The 17,329-nt window shown below is 65.9% G+C and carries 14 protein-coding genes; 9 read left to right on the top strand and 5 right to left on the bottom strand.

The annotated features are described in order from the left end of the window. The first annotated feature begins 126 nt into the window (after window positions 1-126). From CH296_RS07630 to CH296_RS07615, 4 genes are all read left to right on the top strand, one after another. Entirely contained in the window at window positions 127-1,155 is a 1,029-nt protein-coding gene (locus tag CH296_RS07630) for a hypothetical protein (protein ID WP_094684409.1), read from the top strand. After that, window positions 1,152-2,687 carry a hypothetical protein gene (locus CH296_RS07625; RefSeq protein WP_094684408.1) on the top strand — a complete coding sequence of 512 codons (1,536 nt, stop codon included), beginning with the start codon at window positions 1,152-1,154 and terminating at the stop codon, window positions 2,685-2,687. Before CH296_RS07630 ends, CH296_RS07625 begins: the two co-directional genes overlap by 4 nt. Before the next feature lie 38 nt (window positions 2,688-2,725). Beyond that, window positions 2,726-3,031 carry a DUF6802 family protein gene (locus tag CH296_RS07620; RefSeq protein WP_045197272.1) on the top strand — a complete coding sequence of 102 codons (306 nt, stop codon included), beginning with the start codon at window positions 2,726-2,728 and terminating at the stop codon, window positions 3,029-3,031. 310 nt (window positions 3,032-3,341) lie between these two features. After that, a complete protein-coding gene (locus CH296_RS07615) occupies window positions 3,342-5,171 on the top strand; it encodes a phosphoenolpyruvate carboxykinase (GTP) (protein ID WP_032396654.1) in 1,830 nt (609 codons plus the stop codon). Window positions 5,172-5,237: 66 nt separating this feature from the next. Here the strand turns inward: CH296_RS07615 and CH296_RS07610 are convergent, their stop codons facing one another. Then, window positions 5,238-6,116, bottom strand: a complete 879-nt coding sequence (locus tag CH296_RS07610) for an ROK family protein (RefSeq protein ID WP_094657496.1) — start codon at window positions 6,114-6,116, stop codon at window positions 5,238-5,240. Between the two features lie 9 nt (window positions 6,117-6,125). Then, window positions 6,126-6,896 carry a class I SAM-dependent methyltransferase gene (locus CH296_RS07605; RefSeq protein WP_256980376.1) on the bottom strand — a complete coding sequence of 257 codons (771 nt, stop codon included), beginning with the start codon at window positions 6,894-6,896 and terminating at the stop codon, window positions 6,126-6,128. 82 nt (window positions 6,897-6,978) lie between these two features. Here CH296_RS07605 and CH296_RS07600 point away from each other — a divergent pair, with 82 nt between their 5' ends. Next, window positions 6,979-8,199 (top strand): glycosyltransferase family 4 protein, encoded by a 1,221-nt coding sequence (locus CH296_RS07600; RefSeq protein ID WP_094646405.1) that lies wholly within the window; start codon window positions 6,979-6,981, stop codon window positions 8,197-8,199. Here the strand turns inward: CH296_RS07600 and CH296_RS07595 are convergent. After that, window positions 8,146-9,882 (bottom strand): hypothetical protein, encoded by a 1,737-nt coding sequence (locus CH296_RS07595; protein ID WP_373557274.1) that lies wholly within the window; start codon window positions 9,880-9,882, stop codon window positions 8,146-8,148. The genes CH296_RS07600 and CH296_RS07595 overlap by 54 nt on opposite strands. Before the next feature lie 25 nt (window positions 9,883-9,907). Here CH296_RS07595 and CH296_RS07590 point away from each other — a divergent pair, with 25 nt between their 5' ends. Then, window positions 9,908-11,122 (top strand): polysaccharide biosynthesis protein, encoded by a 1,215-nt coding sequence (locus CH296_RS07590; RefSeq protein ID WP_179277656.1) that lies wholly within the window; start codon window positions 9,908-9,910, stop codon window positions 11,120-11,122. Here the strand turns inward: CH296_RS07590 and CH296_RS07585 are convergent. After that, window positions 11,103-12,179 carry a substrate-binding domain-containing protein gene (locus tag CH296_RS07585; protein ID WP_094630546.1) on the bottom strand — a complete coding sequence of 359 codons (1,077 nt, stop codon included), beginning with the start codon at window positions 12,177-12,179 and terminating at the stop codon, window positions 11,103-11,105. The two genes, CH296_RS07590 and CH296_RS07585, sit on opposite strands and share 20 nt — an antisense overlap. 93 nt (window positions 12,180-12,272) lie before the next feature. On the opposite strand from CH296_RS07585, the gene CH296_RS07580 reads away from it, so the two are divergent. The 3 genes from CH296_RS07580 to CH296_RS07570 all read left to right on the top strand — a co-directional run bounded on the left by CH296_RS07580 (window position 12,273) and on the right by CH296_RS07570 (window position 16,038). Beyond that, window positions 12,273-12,710, top strand: coding sequence for a MarR family winged helix-turn-helix transcriptional regulator (locus CH296_RS07580; RefSeq protein ID WP_094630545.1), 438 nt, complete (start codon window positions 12,273-12,275; stop codon window positions 12,708-12,710). A gap of 170 nt (window positions 12,711-12,880) precedes the next feature. Beyond that, window positions 12,881-14,323: a cytosine permease gene (locus CH296_RS07575; RefSeq protein ID WP_094684405.1), complete on the top strand. Its 1,443-nt coding sequence runs from the start codon at window positions 12,881-12,883 to the stop codon at window positions 14,321-14,323. Continuing rightward, window positions 14,320-16,038 carry a nitrilase-related carbon-nitrogen hydrolase gene (locus CH296_RS07570; RefSeq protein ID WP_094684404.1) on the top strand — a complete coding sequence of 573 codons (1,719 nt, stop codon included), beginning with the start codon at window positions 14,320-14,322 and terminating at the stop codon, window positions 16,036-16,038. The genes CH296_RS07575 and CH296_RS07570 overlap by 4 nt, the downstream gene beginning before the upstream one ends. Window positions 16,039-16,110: 72 nt before the next feature. Here the strand turns inward: CH296_RS07570 and CH296_RS07565 are convergent, their stop codons facing one another. Then, complete coding sequence (locus tag CH296_RS07565) at window positions 16,111-17,235, bottom strand: DUF3068 domain-containing protein (protein WP_094630542.1); 1,125 nt, start codon at window positions 17,233-17,235, stop codon at window positions 16,111-16,113. Window positions 17,236-17,329: the final 94 nt, after the last annotated feature.

Below are 17,329 nucleotides of genomic sequence, written 5' to 3'. Positions count from 1 at the left end.
ATTACAACGATGCAATTCCCGACGGTCGGCTCGTGAGCGCCCACATGTGCCAGAATCGGTGCCGCAGCAGGGGGCTGTGCGTCGCCTCTCGACGTGGGCGGCGGGTCGTCGGTGGGGGAATCGATCATGGATGTCGCCGAGGTCGGTCTTGGCCTGTTGCGTGACCGCGTTGCGTCGAGCGACGCACGCGAGTCCGTCGACACCGCCGTCCACGATCGCCTACGGCCGATGACCGCACGGGTGACCGGCCGCTCCGGCGTCGGGAAATCCGCGGTGCTCGCGGTTCTCGACGCGGCGCCGCTCGATGTCGACGGCCTCGATGTCCGATGGCGCGAGGGCAGAGCGGACAGCAGCGAGGGCGAGGTGCTCGTCCACGTGATCGCGGGTGCGGTGTCGCCGGTCGACACTGCACTGCTGAGTTCTCGGCCGAGCGATCCTCCGGACGGGACCGTCGTCGTGCTGACCAAGGCGGACACACTCGACGATCCCGCAGCCGCGGCCGCAGCGGCAGCGGAGCAGCTGGGGCGGACGGTTCTGCCGTTGATGGGAACCACCGCGGCGGGATTGCGGGGAGTGGGCCGAGTCGGCGCGCCTCTGGACATGTCCGACGTGCGCGCCGTCGCAGCGGCCGATCTGCGTCCGACCGACCTGATGACCGTCGATCGGTTTCGCGCCGCCGATCTCGCGGTGTCGACGTCTCGAAGAGAAGCGCTGATCGAATGCATCGAACTTCGAGGTCTCGCCCTGCTCGTCGACCTGCTGCGGCAACCAACGGCTGTGTCCGACGGTGATGCCGTACGGATGCTCGCCGATGCCACCGGTGCCGACGCCGTCGTCGCCGCGGTCTCCACCGCCGTCTCGGCGGCCGCGGCGGCTCGAGACGTCGAGCTGCATCGCAGACTGCACCGGATCTCCGCCCGGAACCGGCGGGCTCGTGCCGCCGTCGAGTCGTACCTGGCCTCGGACGAGGCGGTAGCTGCCGAGATGCGCCACGTGGCTCTACGTCTCGGGGTGCCGATCGAGACCGGTTCGGAGGAGGTCGCGCTGGAACAGGCGGTGCTGTGGAAACAGCGTGCGGCTGCTGCCGGGGACCCCGACGTGCGTCGCGCGGCACTCGCGCTGTGCCGAGGACACGTACGAATGCTGCGCCGATGACGCCCCTGTCGGAAGGCATGAAAAGCGTTCTCCGACGCTGGAATTCGGGTGCACTCGACGAGATCGAACGGGCAAGGGTCAGTCGACCCGCCGGGGTTCATCTCACCGGGACCCCCGGATCGGGCAAGTCCGAACTCCGCCGGGAGCTGTCCCGACTCGGTGGTTCCACCATCGGCTTCACGGACTCGATGTCCGATGCCGCGGTCGTGATGGTCGTCGTCGACGCGTCGGCTCCGGTGGGCCGCGTCGAGGTCGAGCAATGGCGAGCAGCCCTCGAATCCACGCCGGTCCTGTTCCTGGTGAACAAGATCGACGTGCATCGAGACTGGCGTGAGGTGGTCTCCGCCGACAGCGATGTCGTGGCCGAGTGTGTCCCACGGGCGGTGGAGTGCACGTTCCACCCGATCTCGGTTCGGTCGGCGCGGACGGGCCGAGACAGCGGTGACGCCGCGATGTCCGCGGAGTCGGGTCTCGGAGCGGTGGCGGACCGGCTCGGCGCGCTGCTGCTGCAGGCCGCAGCTATCGGATCCCAGCGCAAATACGTTGCGGCAGTGCAGGACTGCGCCGCCGGAGCCAAATCGTCGATCGTGGCGAGAGCGCGCGCGGTGACCGGGGGAGGTGACACGGCCGAACTCCGTGCGCGGCGAGCCGAGCTCGTCGGCGAACGGGACAATCTCGGTGGCGACCGACGGGCATTGCTGCACAATCGAATTCAACGGGTGCGGGTGGAGTCCCTCCATGCTGCCGCCGAAGATTTTCGCGCCCTGCTCGCCGAGTTCAAGCGCACGATAGACGGGTCGGGGCGTGCCGAACTCACTCACCTTCCCGTACATGTCGCCGAGTCCGCGCGCGAAGCCCGCAATCGGGCCGACGCGGCGGTCACAGCGCGATTGCGGGCAGTGGAGACCGATCTCGGGCTCACGCCGGCGCAGGCGGAATCGAATGTCGAGGACTCCCCGCTCGACATCGGGGAGCCGTCCCGGCGGCGGGGGATCGAGGATGCGGTCATGATCGTCGTCGGTGCGTCGGCGGGGGTAGGACTCGGGCGGCTGGTGGTGTCGCCGATGGCGCTGGTGCCCGCCTGGGCAGTCGCCAACACCGTGATCGCACTCGTCCTCGGAGGTGCGCTCGCCTGGTGGATCACGCGGTCACGGGCGCTGGTGGCCGATCGGGCCCGACTGCGCGGCTGGACACAGGAAAGCCTGGCCCGGGTGAGATCGTCGGTGGAGCAGCACGTGCTCTCGCGGATTCTCGATGCCGAGTCGATGCTCGCGTCCGCCGTCGCGACTGCGGATCGCGGTGCTGTGGCCCGCATCGATGTCGCACTCGCCGAGGTGGACGCCGAGCTTCGTCGGCTAGCCGACCACCGATCGGCACTGCTGTCTGCCTGCGATCGCGATCTGTCCGCACTCGAGCGGGGGCTGGAGCGATTCCGCGGACTCGATCGCGGTGTGTTCTTAGCCCGTGAACCCGTCCATTTTTCTTCGAAGCAGGTGGAACCGTTCGACGAGCCGGTGCGTCGGAGTCAGTAGGTGCAGTGTCGGTTCGTTGAGCGAGGTGAGGAGCGTCGATGATCGCGGTGGATGGCTTCGCAGCAGGTGGGTTCCTCGCGGAGGAGGCCGAACCTCACGACGTCGGGGATTCGGGTGAGCCCACGGTCTCGACGGACCTGTTCGATCTCGACGGAGACGGTCACTTCGAGACCACCGTACGCCGTACCGACGCCGGGATGACCGTGGCGACCGACGTGGACGGCGATGGTGTGACCGACAAGTTCACATCGTTCGGACGTGACGGGCAGTACCGATCCTGGGAAATTTTTCGAGAAGCGAACGGTATCGGCCGGGGCGAAATGACCGAATCGGGCGAGCTGTAGCCGGTCCGTCCCGAGCGGACGTCGGTGCTGGTAGACGCCTTCTTGCGCGGATCTTTCCCTATCTGAATCGGTCCTGTGACTAATCGGACAACACCCTGTTTCCGGATTTACGTCGCTCGGCGTTAACCTGAGTACCAGGACACCCGGCGCTCGACGCTCGGCTTGCTGTACCCGTTACGATGGTGTACTGCGGCTCGAACGGTCGAGCAGCGCCCCGCCGAGAGGGGAAAACCGAGATCTGCTCGCGCATGTTTGCCCAACAGTGATCGTGCGAGTACTTCCCGGTTCCGGCTCACCCCAGGAGAGTTAGATGACCTCAGCCACCATTCCCGGTTTGAGCGGCACCGACAACGTGCCGACTCGACACAAAGAACTGCTCGCCTGGGTTGCCCAGGTAGCCGAACTGACCGAACCGGAATCCGTGGTGTTCGCTGACGGATCCGACGCCGAATGGGAGCGCCTGACCACCAAGCTGGTCGAGGCAGGCACCTTCACTCGTCTCAACGACGAGAAGAAGCCCAACTCGTTCCTCGGCAACTCCGATCCGTCGGACGTCGCTCGCGTCGAGTCGCGTACGTACATCTGTTCCAAGGAGGAGATCGACGCCGGTCCCACCAACAACTGGATGGACCCCGCCGAGATGCGGACGCTGATGTCCGATCTCTACCGCGGCTGCATGCGCGGACGCACCATGTACGTGGTGCCGTTCTGCATGGGCCCTCTCGACGCGGCCGACCCCAAGCTGGGCGTCGAGCTCACCGACTCGGAGTACGTCGTCGTCTCGATGCGCGTGATGACCCGCATGGGCCAGGCCGCACTCGACAAGATCGGTGACGACGGGTTCTACGTCAAGGCGCTGCACTCGCTCGGCGCTCCGCTCGCCGAGGGCCAGGCGGATGTGCCGTGGCCGTGCAACGACACCAAATACATCACGCATTTCCCCGAGGATCGCGAGATCTGGAGTTACGGATCCGGCTACGGCGGCAACGCCCTGCTCGGCAAGAAGTGCTACTCGCTGCGCATCGCTTCGGCCATGGCCCACGACGAGGGCTGGCTCGCCGAGCACATGCTGATCCTCAAGCTGATCTCCCCTGAGGACAAGGCGTACTACATCGCAGCGGCGTTCCCGTCCGCGTGCGGCAAGACCAACCTGGCGATGATCCAGCCCACCATCCCGGGCTGGCGTGCCGAGACCATCGGTGACGACATCGCGTGGATGCGTTTCGGTGAGGACGGCCGCCTCTACGCCGTCAATCCCGAATACGGCTTCTTCGGTGTGGCACCGGGTACCAACTGGGATTCCAACCCCAACGCGATGAAGACCATCGATCAGGGCAACTCGGTGTTCACCAACGTCGGCATGACCGACGACGGCGACGTATGGTGGGAGGGCCTCGAAGGCAAGCCCGATCACCTGATCGACTGGAAGGGCAACGACTGGACCCCCGAGTCCGGAACCGATGCCGCGCACCCGAACTCGCGCTACTGCGTGCCGATGGCGCAGTGCCCGTCGATGGCTCCCGAGTGGGACGACCCCAAGGGTGTCCCGATCTCGGCGATCCTGTTCGGTGGACGCCGCAAGACCACCGTTCCGTTGGTGACCGAGGCTCGCGACTGGCAGCACGGCGTGTTCATGGGAGCCACCGTCGGCTCCGAGCAGACCGCTGCCGCCGAGGGCACCGTCGGAACCGTCCGACGCGACCCGATGGCCATGCTGCCGTTCCTCGGCTACAACGTGGGCGACTACTTCCAGCACTGGATCGACCTGGGCAAGAATGCCGACGAGTCCAAGCTGCCGAAGGTGTTCTACGTCAACTGGTTCCGTCGCGGCGAGGACAAGCGCTTCCTGTGGCCCGGATTCGGTGAGAACTCGCGCGTGCTCAAGTGGATCGTCGAGCGCATCGAGCACAAGGCCGCCGGCATCGAGACGCCGATCGGTGTCGTCCCCACCGCCGAGGCACTCGACATCGACGGACTCGACACCACCGTCGAGGACGTGGCCGAGGCACTCGCGGTGAACTCCGACGAGTGGAAGGCCGAAATCCCGCTGATCCAGGAGTGGTTCGACTTCGTCGGCGAGAAACTGCCCACCGGAATTCAGGACGAATTCGACGCCCTCAAGCAGCGCCTGGGCGCGTAGTATTCACGACACAGAACGGGACTCACCGAGGGGTGGGTCCCGTTCTGGCTGTGTGGATATGGACGCTCAGGCAGTGAGCGCGGCCGCCCCGGCCAGGGTGCCGAGTCCACCCAACGCAGCAGGCACCACCTGCAGGCCATCGAGGAACTTCAGGCGTGCGTGCAGCGCGATCGACTCCTGAATCGGATTCCACAGCGGCGGGCCGGCTTGGGCGAAGCCACCACCGATCACCACCATGCGAACGTCCACCAGGGCGACGGCCGACGCGATCGCCTGGCCCAGCGCCACCCCGGCGCGCTGCAACGAGGTGATGGCGATCGGCTCCCCGGCGGCGGCATCGGCGGCCAATTCGGTTCCGCTGCTGCCGGTCCAACCCAGCTCACGCGCCCACCGCACCGCCGAAGGCCCACTCGCGACGGTTTCCACGCAGCCGATTCCGCCGCACGCGCAGGGCGTCGTCGAACCGGGAACGACGATGTGGCCGATGTGGCCCGCATTGCCGCTGGCACCGGCGACGATCTTCCCGCCCAGCACCAACCCACCGCCGATCCCGGTCGACACCACCAGACTCAGCACATCCGGCACACCTACGGCCGCACCGTAGCGGTGCTCGCCGAGTGCCGCTGCGCTGCCGTCCATCGCGAGGCGGATGTCGGACTCGGGGAAGACCACGGCAATGTGATCGCGCAGACCGAAACCGTTCTTCCACTCGTCGATGTTGATCGGTGCGACCGACCCGGTCTCGAGGTTCACCGGACCGGAGCAGGCGACGCCGATGCGGTCGATGTGCTGTCCGGGAGCCATCTTCCGAAGCAACGACGCGCACGCCTTCCACACCCCGGACTCGGGAGTCGGCACCGTCACCGGATTCTGTGGCCGCCCGTCGTCGCCGACGAGTGCCGCTGTCATCTTGGTGCCGCCGATGTCGAGCGCGAGTGCCGTCATCGGTCCAGATTATGTGTTCGGTGTCAGGACGAGGACGAGGTTGCTGCCCAGGAACTCTCGGAGTACGGGTACTCGCATCATCCACCAGGCCCAGCGGGGATGGTAGCGCGGGAATGCGGCCAGCAGTGTTGCGTTGGGTGTGCTTCGCGCCCAACGTAATCCGTCTGCCGCACTGATGTCGAACAGTGATTCGCCGAATCGATTCTTCGGTTCGTGACCGGTGGTGCGGGCATAGCGGCGGGCTGCGTATTCGCCGCCGAGGTAGTGCCAGGGTCGGGTCTCGTGGCCGCCGAACGGACCGAACCAGATGGTGTACGAGAGGACGGTCAATCCGCCTGGCTTGGTGACTCGCAGCATTTCCTCGGACATGGTCCACGGCTCGCGGACGTGTTCGGCGACGTTGGACGAGAAGCAGATGTCGACGCTGTCGTCACGAAACGGCAGCGCCATCCCGGAGCCGCGCACCGAGCCGGGTATCTGCAGTCCCGCTGCGTGCATCTCGGACGCGTCGGGCTCGACGGGCAGGTAGCGCGCGCAGCTCGCACCGAAGACCTCGGCGAAGTATCCGGGTCCACCGCCCACGTCCAGTACGGTCGCCGCGGACATGTCGGTGCCGGTCAGGCCCCGATACAGATCGCCGATCAGCTCCACGGAATCGCGAGCGAGCGCGCCGTAGAAGATGTCGGGAGCACTCTGCTCGTGCCCGAAGTCCTTCAGCAGACTCACCGAGCGGCGCAGTGTCGCGCGAGAGGCGAACAGACGTGTCACGGCGGAAGTCACGAAAACGAACCCTAGCGGTTACTGTGGCAGCGGTAATCGACTGCGGTCGAGACGAGCATGCGGAAATTGGGTGAAGCGAGCTGTGCGCGAGGTTCTGTTGCTGTGCTGGCGCGATACCGGGCACCCGCAGGGCGGCGGCAGCGAGCGTTACCTCGAGCAGGTGGGCGCGGGTCTGGCTCGACGCGGCGTCCGCGTCACGCTGAGGACTGCGTCGTACCCCGGAGCTCCCGCAGAGGAAATCGTCGACGGCATCCGCATCAGTCGCGGCGGTGGACGCCTGTCGGTGTATCCCCGCGCACTGGCCGCCATCGCAGCCGGACGGCTCGGTTTCGGCCCGCTCAAGGGCATCGCACCCGACGCGGTGATCGACACCCAGAACGGCATTCCCTTCTTCTCACGGGCGGCGCTCGGCGTTCCGGTGACGTTGCTGGTGCACCACTGCCACCGCGAGCAGTGGCCGGTCGCGGGGCCGATGATGGCCAAGCTCGGCTGGTGGCTCGAATCGACGGTGTCGCCGAGGGTCCACCGCCGCAATCAGTACCTGACGGTGTCGTTGCCGTCCGCGGACGAACTGGTCGCACTGGGCGTCGACCGCGAGCGCATCGCCGTGGTGCGCAACGGAGCCGACGAGATTCCGCAGTCGGTGCCCGAGGGTGACGAGAGCACCCGCACCGCCCATCCGTCGCTGACCGTCCTGTCCCGCTTGGTTCCGCACAAGCAGATCGAGGACGCACTCGACGTCGTCGCCGCGCTGCGTGGCCGTATCCCCGACATCCACCTCGACGTCATCGGTGGCGGCTGGTGGGAACAGAACCTCCGCGACTACGTCGGAGAACTGGGCATCGAGCAGTACGTCACCTTCCACGGACACGTCGACGAGGACCGCAAGCACGCTCTGCTCGGTCGCTCCTGGGTGCACATCATGCCCTCCCGCAAGGAGGGCTGGGGTCTCGCGGTCGTCGAGGCGGCCCAGCACGGCGTGCCGACCGTCGGTTACCGAAGTTCCAAGGGGCTCACCGATTCCATCATCGACGGCGTCACCGGTGTTCTGGTGGGCGGGCTTTCCGATGCCGAGGGGGACCGGGACGTCTCCGGCCTGACCGCTGCCGTGTCGGAGCTGCTGCAGGACACCGAAGCCCGAACTCGCCTGGGCGAGAAGGCCCGAGTGCGCGCGGCCGAATTCTCCTGGGAGCAGTGCGCGCAGGGTGTCTACTCGGTGCTCGACGCGACGACGCGCGGCACGTGGTCGTCAGGTCTGGTGGGTGCGCAGCACTCGGATTCGGCCCAGCAGTCCTACCGCTAGACCCCCGAGAAGCAGCACTGCCCAGGCGAGGTGGGCAACGACGACGGCCGCTGCCGGCCGGCTCTCGGTCGGCACGGGATCGGGTACCCGGTAGAGCGTGAGTTGGTCGTCGGAATACACGACGTCCAGTGCATCCAGTGTTTGCTCGGACCGCCCGAGTTCGCCGGGGGTGGTGTTCTCCACCAGTACCCAGCCGACGCCCAGCTCTGCGATCACGTTCGTGGGTTCACCTGCGAGCAGGGCATTCTGGACCTCGGTCGCGCGCGCCCCCTCGCCCCGCACCGTGCCGCCCGCGACGATGAGCTCGCCGGTCTGCAGTACGTCCAGTGGCAGCATGCGCGGCGCGGGATCGAGAACGGGAGCGCTCCCGCTGTAGGGAAAGCGGCGGAACATCCCGGCCGGTAGTACCGCGACATCGCCGTCGCTGCCCTGCAATTCGGCTGCGACCGCCTGCCAGGACGCCGGATACGCCACGGGTCGCATCGAGTTCCCGACGCCCCAGCCCAGGTCGGGCAATGCGATCAGCAGGGCCGAGATTGCAACGGCGCTGCCGAATCGGGTGCGCTGGACCGCGGTCAGCGCGGTTGGTTGCACCGGATTCGGTCGATGCCGGGGAGTGAAAGCGGCCGCCGCGGCCAACACGTAGATCGGCACGGCCAGCGCCACCCATTTCTGGGAGTCGCGGAGCAGGCCGGCACCGGGCACCGTCTCGCCGAGCGCCCTGGCCGCTGCCAGACCGGGTCCCGTCGCTGCCAGCGCAGGGGCTGCGATGGCAAGCACGGCAACAACACCGAGCCCTACGATCACCGGATTTCTTCGACGCCTGAGCAACGGACGCACACCGAACGCGACAACGGTCAGCAGTAGCGCCGTACCCGCGAACGCGAAAAGACCTGTGCGAGAAGCGGGTACAGCATCGGAATTCCATATTCCACCGAGACCGGCGAGGCTGCCGAGGGTGCCCAGACCCGGCTCGGCCCGCGCTGCGAACGCCGCCCAACCCGCCGGATCCGCCTGCTCGACGCCACCGCCGGACACCGCCGTCGCCACCAGCCACGGCGCCGACGCCACCGCCGCCAGCCCGACGGCGCCGACCACGCGCAGGCCGCGTCGGGCACCCCCGGGGAGGGCGAGGACCACCAGGGCGATGGTTGCGGCGAGCAACGCGCCGGTGGGGGTGAGCCCGGCCGCGGCGAGACAGGCTGCGAGCGCCCACCAGGAACGGCCCTCTCTGACCGCGAGCGCAGCGACCACGGTCCACGGAAGGGCGGCGTATCCGACGAGCAGGCTCCAGTGTCCCTGCAGCAGCCGCTCGGCGACGTACGGATTCCACACGGCCACCGTCGATGCCACGAGCAGTGCGGGTAGTGGGGCTGTCGGCAGAACTGTTCGGGCCATGACCGCGGCACCCCACCCGGTCAGCCACAGGGCCAGCAGCAGAATGGTCTTGACGACCAGGCCACCGTCGAACACTGTCGACAGCGTGGCGATAACGGCGTCCTGCGGTACTGCCCTCGCGGCCGCGTCGGCGATTCCCCAGGCGGAGTCGGTGAAGTAGGAACGGGGAGTGCTGACGGCGTCGCGCAGCAGGAGATAGCCGGGGCCGAGCAGCGGGCCGACAATCACGACCGCGAGCAGCAGACTGTACAGCGGCGGTGTCCACCTCGACCTCGACCACGCCATGATCGGCACCCTATACCGTGGGCTCATGTCTTTCCGTGCCTCGTCCGAGGCAGAGCACACCGCGGGTGCGTCGGTCGCCGGGATGGGGATGGTGACGGCCGGTTCGATGTTCGCGAACGTTGCGGCGTACCTGCTGCAGGTTCTGGCGAGCCGGATGCTCGGCGTCGAGGGCTACGGAGAATTCGCGAGTCTGCTTGCTGCGCAATTGGTTCTCGCGGTTCCGGCGTTGGCGTTGCAATCCGTCGTCGCGCGTGAGGTGGTGCGCGGGCGCAGTTCTCGTGAACTACGCACGGTGGGATATCGGTGCGCGGCGGTGGTGGGGGTGCTCGCTCTGGCACTGTCACCTGCACTGTCCGCGGCCATGGACGTCTCGATGGCGGCGACCGTGTCGGCGGTCATCGCGGCGCCGGTGCTGGTGCTGTTGGCCGCCGAACAGGGTTTGCTGCAGGGACGGGGACGTTTCGGAGCCCTGAGCATCGTGTTGGCCGCCGCCGGGTTCGGCAAGGTGGCTCCGGCCGTGCTGGTGTTGGTGCTCGGCGGTGGTCCTGGTTCGGTTCTTCTCGCCACGGCCGTGGGCATCGGCGTGGTGGCCCTCGGTGCGCGATGGACGGCCGGGGTGCCGGTGAACTCGGTGTCGGAAACCAAGGTCACCGTGCTGGCCGTACTGCAGGCGTCGCAGGTGCAGTTGGTGTTGATCGCGATGTCCGCGCTGGATCTGGTGCTGGCGCGCACGCTGCTCAGCTCCAACGAGGCCGGGCTGTACGCCGTCGGGGCCGTTGCGTCCAAGGCGGCGTTCTGGTTGCCGCAGGCCGTGGGGGTGGTGCTGTACCCGCGGATGGCGAACCCCCTGCATTCTGCTGCCGCGGTGCGCTCGGCTCTGGCCGTCGTCGCGGGGCTCGGTACGGTTCTGGTGATCGGCGGTGCACTGGCGTCTCCACTGTTGCCGTTGGTGGTGGGCGATACGTATTCCGGTGTGCAGAACTACGTCTGGCTGTTCGTGCTGCAGGGTGCGTGTCTGGCCGTGCTGCAGAGCGCGTTGTTGTGGGCCATCGCAGGTGAGCGCACCCACCTCGCCGTCGTTGCCTGGATCGCCCTGGCCGCAGAGGTGTTGCTGTTGCTGTTCGTGGCGTCGACTCTCGCGCAATTCGTCACCGTCGCTGCAGCCACTGCCGCGGTGACGATGGTGGTGGTGTGCGGACTCGCCCTGTGGGGAAAGGACATCAGTCGGCGACGGGCCTGATCTCGCTGAGGATCTCGAAGTCGACCTCGCCGGCCAGCGCCAGGTAGATCGGTTGCGCCACATGGCCGTTGGACAGCGAGAGCCGCCCGCGGGCCCCGGTGAACGACACCGAATCGGAGATCGATTCGATGACGCCGACATCGACGGTGCCTGCCCTGTTCACCAGTGCTCCCAGCAGTTTGATGCCTTCGTAGCAGGATTGACCCAGAGCACCGACGATCGGCGCATCGACCCCGAACGCCCGGGCGAAACGAGCGGAGAACCCCAAACTGTCCTCGGTGGCCAGTGTTTCGAAGTATCCCGACGCCACGTAGAGCCCGTGTGTACTGTCGCCGCCGGCCGCGATCAACATGTTCTCGTCCATCAACGGACTGAGCCGAACACATCGCGCGTCGAGCCCTGCCGCAGCGAACTGCTGATGGAAGTACACGGCGTCGTCGCCAAGGAGGAGAACGACGGCACCGTCGGCTCCGGACCGTTCCAACGCGGCAACGGAGGTGGCGAAGTCGGTGCTGCCCACCGGCCGGAATTCGGCATGCACCACGCTCGCCCCGAGCTCCCGGAGGCGGGAGGCAGCGATGGCTGCGCTCTTGCGTGGCCAGACATAGTCGTTTCCGACGATCGCCCAGCGCCTGCGTCCGAATTCGCGGACCAGGAAGTCGAGGGCAGGGACGAGTTGGTTGGTGGGAGTCTCACCGGTGATGAACAGGCCCGGATAGCGATCGCCGCCCTCGTACAGGGACGTGTAGACGTAGGGAATTCGATTCACCGTCACCGGAATCACGGCTCGTCGCACCGCCGAGGTGTGCATCCCCGCAACCGCATCGAGAGCACCTGCGTCCAGAAGAGTCGCCACCTGACGGGCCACGGCAGCGGGGTCGCGACCACCGTCGATCGAGATCAGCTCGACGCGCAGACCGAGTACGCCGTCCGCGGCGTTGAGTTCGTCCCTGGCCAACTGCGCCGACAGTTCACTCGACGGCCCGACCAGGCCGAACGGCCCGGACATCGGAAAGATCAAACCGACGCGAAACGTGCCGACCCGATCGCTGTTCATCGTGCTGTCCGTCCGATCCGTGTCGATTCGCTCTAGAATCGCTGAGGGAGACTGTAGCGCCGTGGCAAGGTAAGAGCAGAGGGGCATGATCGCGTGAATCACGACGAGGCTGGTTCGGCGGCTCGTTTGCTCACGGTGGTCGAGCGTGCCGTCTCGGATCGGCTGCGCGGTGCGCTCGTACCGTGGGAACTCGATCTCGAAGAGTGGCGAGTGCTGTCGTTGCTGTCCGACGGCGAGGGCCACACGATGGCCGAAACCGCAGAGTTCGCCTTGCTCGCGCCCCCGACTCTGACCAAAGCCGTCAATCGGCTGGTCTCCAACAATCTCGTGCACCGTCGCACCGGCACGGTCGATCGTCGTCAGGTGCTCATACGACTGACCGCGCGCGGGCGGGCCAAGTACGACGAGGCTGCCCCGGTCATGGAAGCCGTTGCAGCGGCCGTGTTCGCGTCCGAGTCGGACCGTGAGCAATTGCAATCCTTGCTGCGCTCGCTCGAGGCCACTGCGAAGGCGTCCTCGCTCGCTCACTGAGCGGCTTACTGTTCCGGCTGTCCCCCCTCTGTGTGCTGCCCCTGTGCGTGGTCGTGAACTTTCGTGATCTCCAATTAACATGTTTCACGTTGCAATAGTGTCCACGGAAAGTATTGTTCCGATGCAGCGCAATCAGCGCTCTTGCCGCGAACCGAAGTGGACACACGTTCATGAACATGAAGAAGTACTTCGAGGGGCCTGCAACCAGCCTCGACGACCAGATCGAAAGCTATGCAACCTCTCGTGTGCCCGACGATCAACGCTGGCGACGGCCGGCGATCCTGCTGGTCCTCACCGGCAACGTCACCGCGATGTTCTGGTTCGCCCTCGGTGGCCAGATCGGCTTCCTGGTGGGGTGGCCGATGTTCTTGATCCCCGTCGCCTACATGGTGATCGGCGCGACGCTCGTCGGCAGCCTGATCATGCGGATCGCCAGCCAGGAGGGCCTGTCGCTCCCTCTGCTCACTCGCGGGCTCGGGTTCGGCACCAAAGGCTCGGCCGTGGCATCGCTCGTCTACGCCGTGAACTACGTCTTCTACTTCATCTTCGAGGGCAGCATCGTCTCGCACGGCCTCAGTGAACTGGCCGGAATCGACATCAACTCTGCTTGGGCCACAGTCGTATTCGCACTGGTAGCCCTGGTTGCGCTGTTCTTCTCCTGGCGCGGGATGCACTCGATGAACATTCTGCAGCGATTCGGTATGCCGATCTTCCTCATTCTGTTCGCCATCGGTATGTACATGCTCGCCAGCGGATACGTTCTGGTGGGTCCCGGTCAGTGGGAGGCCACCGGCGGGCTCACCGCCACCGCGATGTGGCAGGCATTCAGTCTCGCCAACGGGCAGGTCGTGTTCCAGGCGCTCATCGCCACCGATTACGGACGGTTCGTCAAGAAGAGCGTCAGCTACGTCGGCACCGCAGGACTGATGCTCGCCGAGCTGCTGATGATCGTCGTCGTGATGATTCTCGGCGTCTTCCTCGGCTTCACCATGTTGCGTCACTTCACCGGAAGTACTGCGACACCCGAACTTTCGGCCACCGATCCGGGACTCTACTTCGCTGTCGTGATGGGACTGCTCGGAGTGATCTTCGCCGTCGTGACCCAGGTTCGCATCAACGTGATGAACCTGTACTCCGGCTCCCTCGCCTTGTCCAATGCCTGGGACGTGCTCTCGCCTCGCAAGGTCGGACGCCAATGGTGGATGGTGGCGCTGCTCGTCGTCGGCGTGCTCTGCTACCCGGTCAACATCCTGCAGTACACCGACAAGTTCCTGGCCGTCACCGGGATCATGACCAACACCTGGATCTTCATTCTGCTCGCCGATTACTTCGTCTGCAGGCGGATGCTCGGCCTCGCTCCGCGAAACGACATCGAGTTTCGCGAAGGACGAGTCCGTAATTGGAACCCCTGCGGAATCTTCGCCATGGCAGCAGGCGTGGCCGTGGGCGGCATCGGTGTGTTCGGTCTCTACCCGTCCTACTACGCCTCGTTCATCGCGATGATCCTCGGACCGATCATCTACATCCCGCTCACCATGGCAACACGAGGGAAGTACTACGAACCGCCGGTCTCCGCCGAAGCTCCGGCAACCGAAAGGACTGTAGCGTCATGACATTCACCGCAGCGGCCGTCCAGTTCGAGCCCACGTTGTTCGCCAAGGACGCAAACATCGCTGCCCTGGCGGACCTGGTCGACAAGGCCGCCGCCGACGGGGCCGAGCTGATCACCACACCCGAAATGGCCACCACCGGTTACTGTTTCCACGATCCCGAGGAAGCAGCGACCGTCGTCGAACAGATTCCGGGGCCCACCACCGATACGTTCGTCGAGATTGCCGCCAGGCGTGACTGCTACATCGTGCTGGGCATGCCCGAGGTCGATCCGACGAGTGGATTGTTCTACAACAGTGCAGTCCTCGTCGGACCGGAGGGAATCGTCGGAACCCATCGCAAGACCCACCCGTACATCGCCGAACCCAAATGGGCGGCACCGGGAAACCTGGGCCATCAGGTGTTCGAGACCCGACTCGGCCGAATCGCGATGCTGATCTGCATGGATCTGCACTTCGCCGAGACTGCTCGGGTGGTCGCCCTGCAAGGGGCAGATGTGATCTGCCACATCAGCAACTGGCTCGCCGAACGAACTCCGGCACCGTATTGGATCAGCCGAGCCTTCGAGAACAACTGCTACGTCATCGAGAGCAATCGATGGGGACTCGAACGGACGGTCCAATTCAGTGGCGGCACATGCATCATCGAGCCCGACGGCACAGTCACCGGTCGAATCGACGTCGGCAACGGCATCGTCGCAGGCGAGATCGACGTTCGACGCACCCGCGAGTTGGGTCCGACGCGTCGACCGGACCTGTACCGCGAGCTGCAGACGAACACGTACAGCTGGAACCCTCTCGATTTCTTCACCCTGTACGGCCACTCGCCGCTTCCCGCGGGTGGCACGTCTGCTGTGAGCGTGGTGCAGTGCACGCCGAGTGCCTCGATCGAGAGCAACCTTGCCGAGATCGAGGCCAGGGTTCGACAAGTAGCCGGTGCAACCGATCTCGTCGTATTCCCTGAGCTGTCGATCACCGGTCCCGTCTCCGCGGATCGACCACCCAGCGACGTCGCCGAAGCCCTCGACGGACCCTCGCTCACTCGGATCGCCGACCTCGCGGTCCGGCACGGCCTGTCCATCGTCGTCGGTATCGCAGAGCGTGACACCGACGACGATCGGGTGTACAACTCCGCCGTCCTGCTCGGAACCGACGGGGTCCGCACTTCCTACCGACAGATACACCTGTCCACGGAGCACACTCCGCTTTTCGACGCCGGCGACACCTGGACGGTGGTCGATCTTCCTCTGGGACGAGTCGGGCTTCTCATCGGCAACGATGCGCTGCTGCCGGAATCGGGGCGAGTACTCGCATTGCGTGGTTGCGATCTGATCGCCTGCCCGTCCGCACTGGCAGGAACGTTCGTGGGATCACACCCGGGAACCGAGATTCCTCTTGCCGCCGAGGTTCTCACCGGGCCCGATGCGACCCACTGGCACCACATGCGCGTGCGTGCCGGCGAGAACAACGTCTACTTCGCGTTCGCCAACGCAGTGGACCCGGGTCGCGGAATCGTCGGACACAGCGGCGTGTTCGGACCGGATACGTTTGCCTTCCCCCGAACCGAGGCCATCGTCGACGGGCCCGAACCCGGCCACGCGACGAGTGTCGTCGACACCACCAATCTCGGCGGGCTCTATCCGACCAATGTCGTGCGACGCAAAGACCTCGTCCTGATGCGTCAACCCCACCACTACGGGATTCTGTCGACCGCGTGAGAAAACACCGATGGCGTGGTCATGTGTTCTCACATGACCACGCCATCGGGTTGTTTCGGTTGCTCCGGGCACTTACTCCTTGGACAGGTTCGTCCTCGGGATTTCCTCGGTGCGGTCGGTAGTCCAGTCGCGGTTCGTCGCGGTTCCGCCGCCGGGGGTCGGTCGCGGAGTGTTGTCCGCTCGGGCCGGCTGACGATGTCCGCCGTTTGCGCCGCCACGCAGGAGCAAGAACACTCCGGCGATCAGCGAGATGACACCGAGAATTCCGGCGATGATCGGGACGGTGCGGCCGAAGAGCGAGATCCGGTCCTGGCCGTCCTTTGCCTGCTGGATCTGGTATTCGACCGTGTTCTCGTCGAACGTGATCGGAGCATTGAGGACGTCGACCTCGGGCCGGCCTGCTTCACGTGCGTAGTACTGGTGAATCTGCTCTTCGCCCTTGACGACGACGCCGGTCTCGGGTTCGACCCACAGGGTGCGGGTGTTCTCGTACCAGCGAGTCATCGTCACCGGAGCGGCTCCACCCTCGACACCCCAGGTGTCGGCGGGCAGCGTGACCTTGTTGGTCGGCAGGTTGACCACGGTCGACAGGTCGACCGGGCCGACGGTCTGCTGGTACTGGTACACCGGCGTTCCGTTGATCTCGGTTGCCTCGACGAAGTCGATGTCCTTCGATGCGCGGGCGTTGACGTCGAAGTACGGGTAGCTCTTCTGCTCCGCGTTGAACGGGAACTTGTACTGCAGTCCGGTGTGGGCCACCTCGTCGGCCGGCGCGTTGCCTGCCACCTGGATGGTGCCGATCGGGTTCTCGACGGGCATCGACGTCTTGCGGTCGATGGTGACGCGATCGACGCTCGCCGTCAGCAGCCCGGTATCGGCCTGCTTGTCGCTGCGTCGCAGGGTCTGGCCTGCCTGCAGCGTCATGATGTCGGCGTCGGAGGGATCCTCGACGGTGACGAATCGCTGCGAGACGAGAGGAACGTTCTGGTCGACGACTGCGCGACCGGCCGCGAGCGAGCTCGCATTCAGGACGCTGCCCTCACCGGTGGAGACGGTGGTGACTTCGAGGTCCAACGGCGTCTTCTCGAGCGCCGAGATGGTGTACGTGGGAATGAGGATGGCGGCGACCACCAGAAACGCGCCCAAGCCGATGAGTACGAGGGCAAGTATCCGGCTCGGCCCTGAGCGCTCCGCCATGCTGAATCTCCTTAGTTGACCGCTTCATGGAAGACACCGCGGTCGGGAAAGACGTCAGCCCCGACCCGATGCCCGATTTGATACGACACGTCGC

Origin of the sequence: Rhodococcus sp. 14-2496-1d (assembly GCF_002259365.1) — a bacterium.
Lineage (GTDB): Bacteria > Actinomycetota > Actinomycetes > Mycobacteriales > Mycobacteriaceae > Rhodococcoides.
This window is presented reverse-complemented; position numbering and strand designations above follow the sequence as displayed.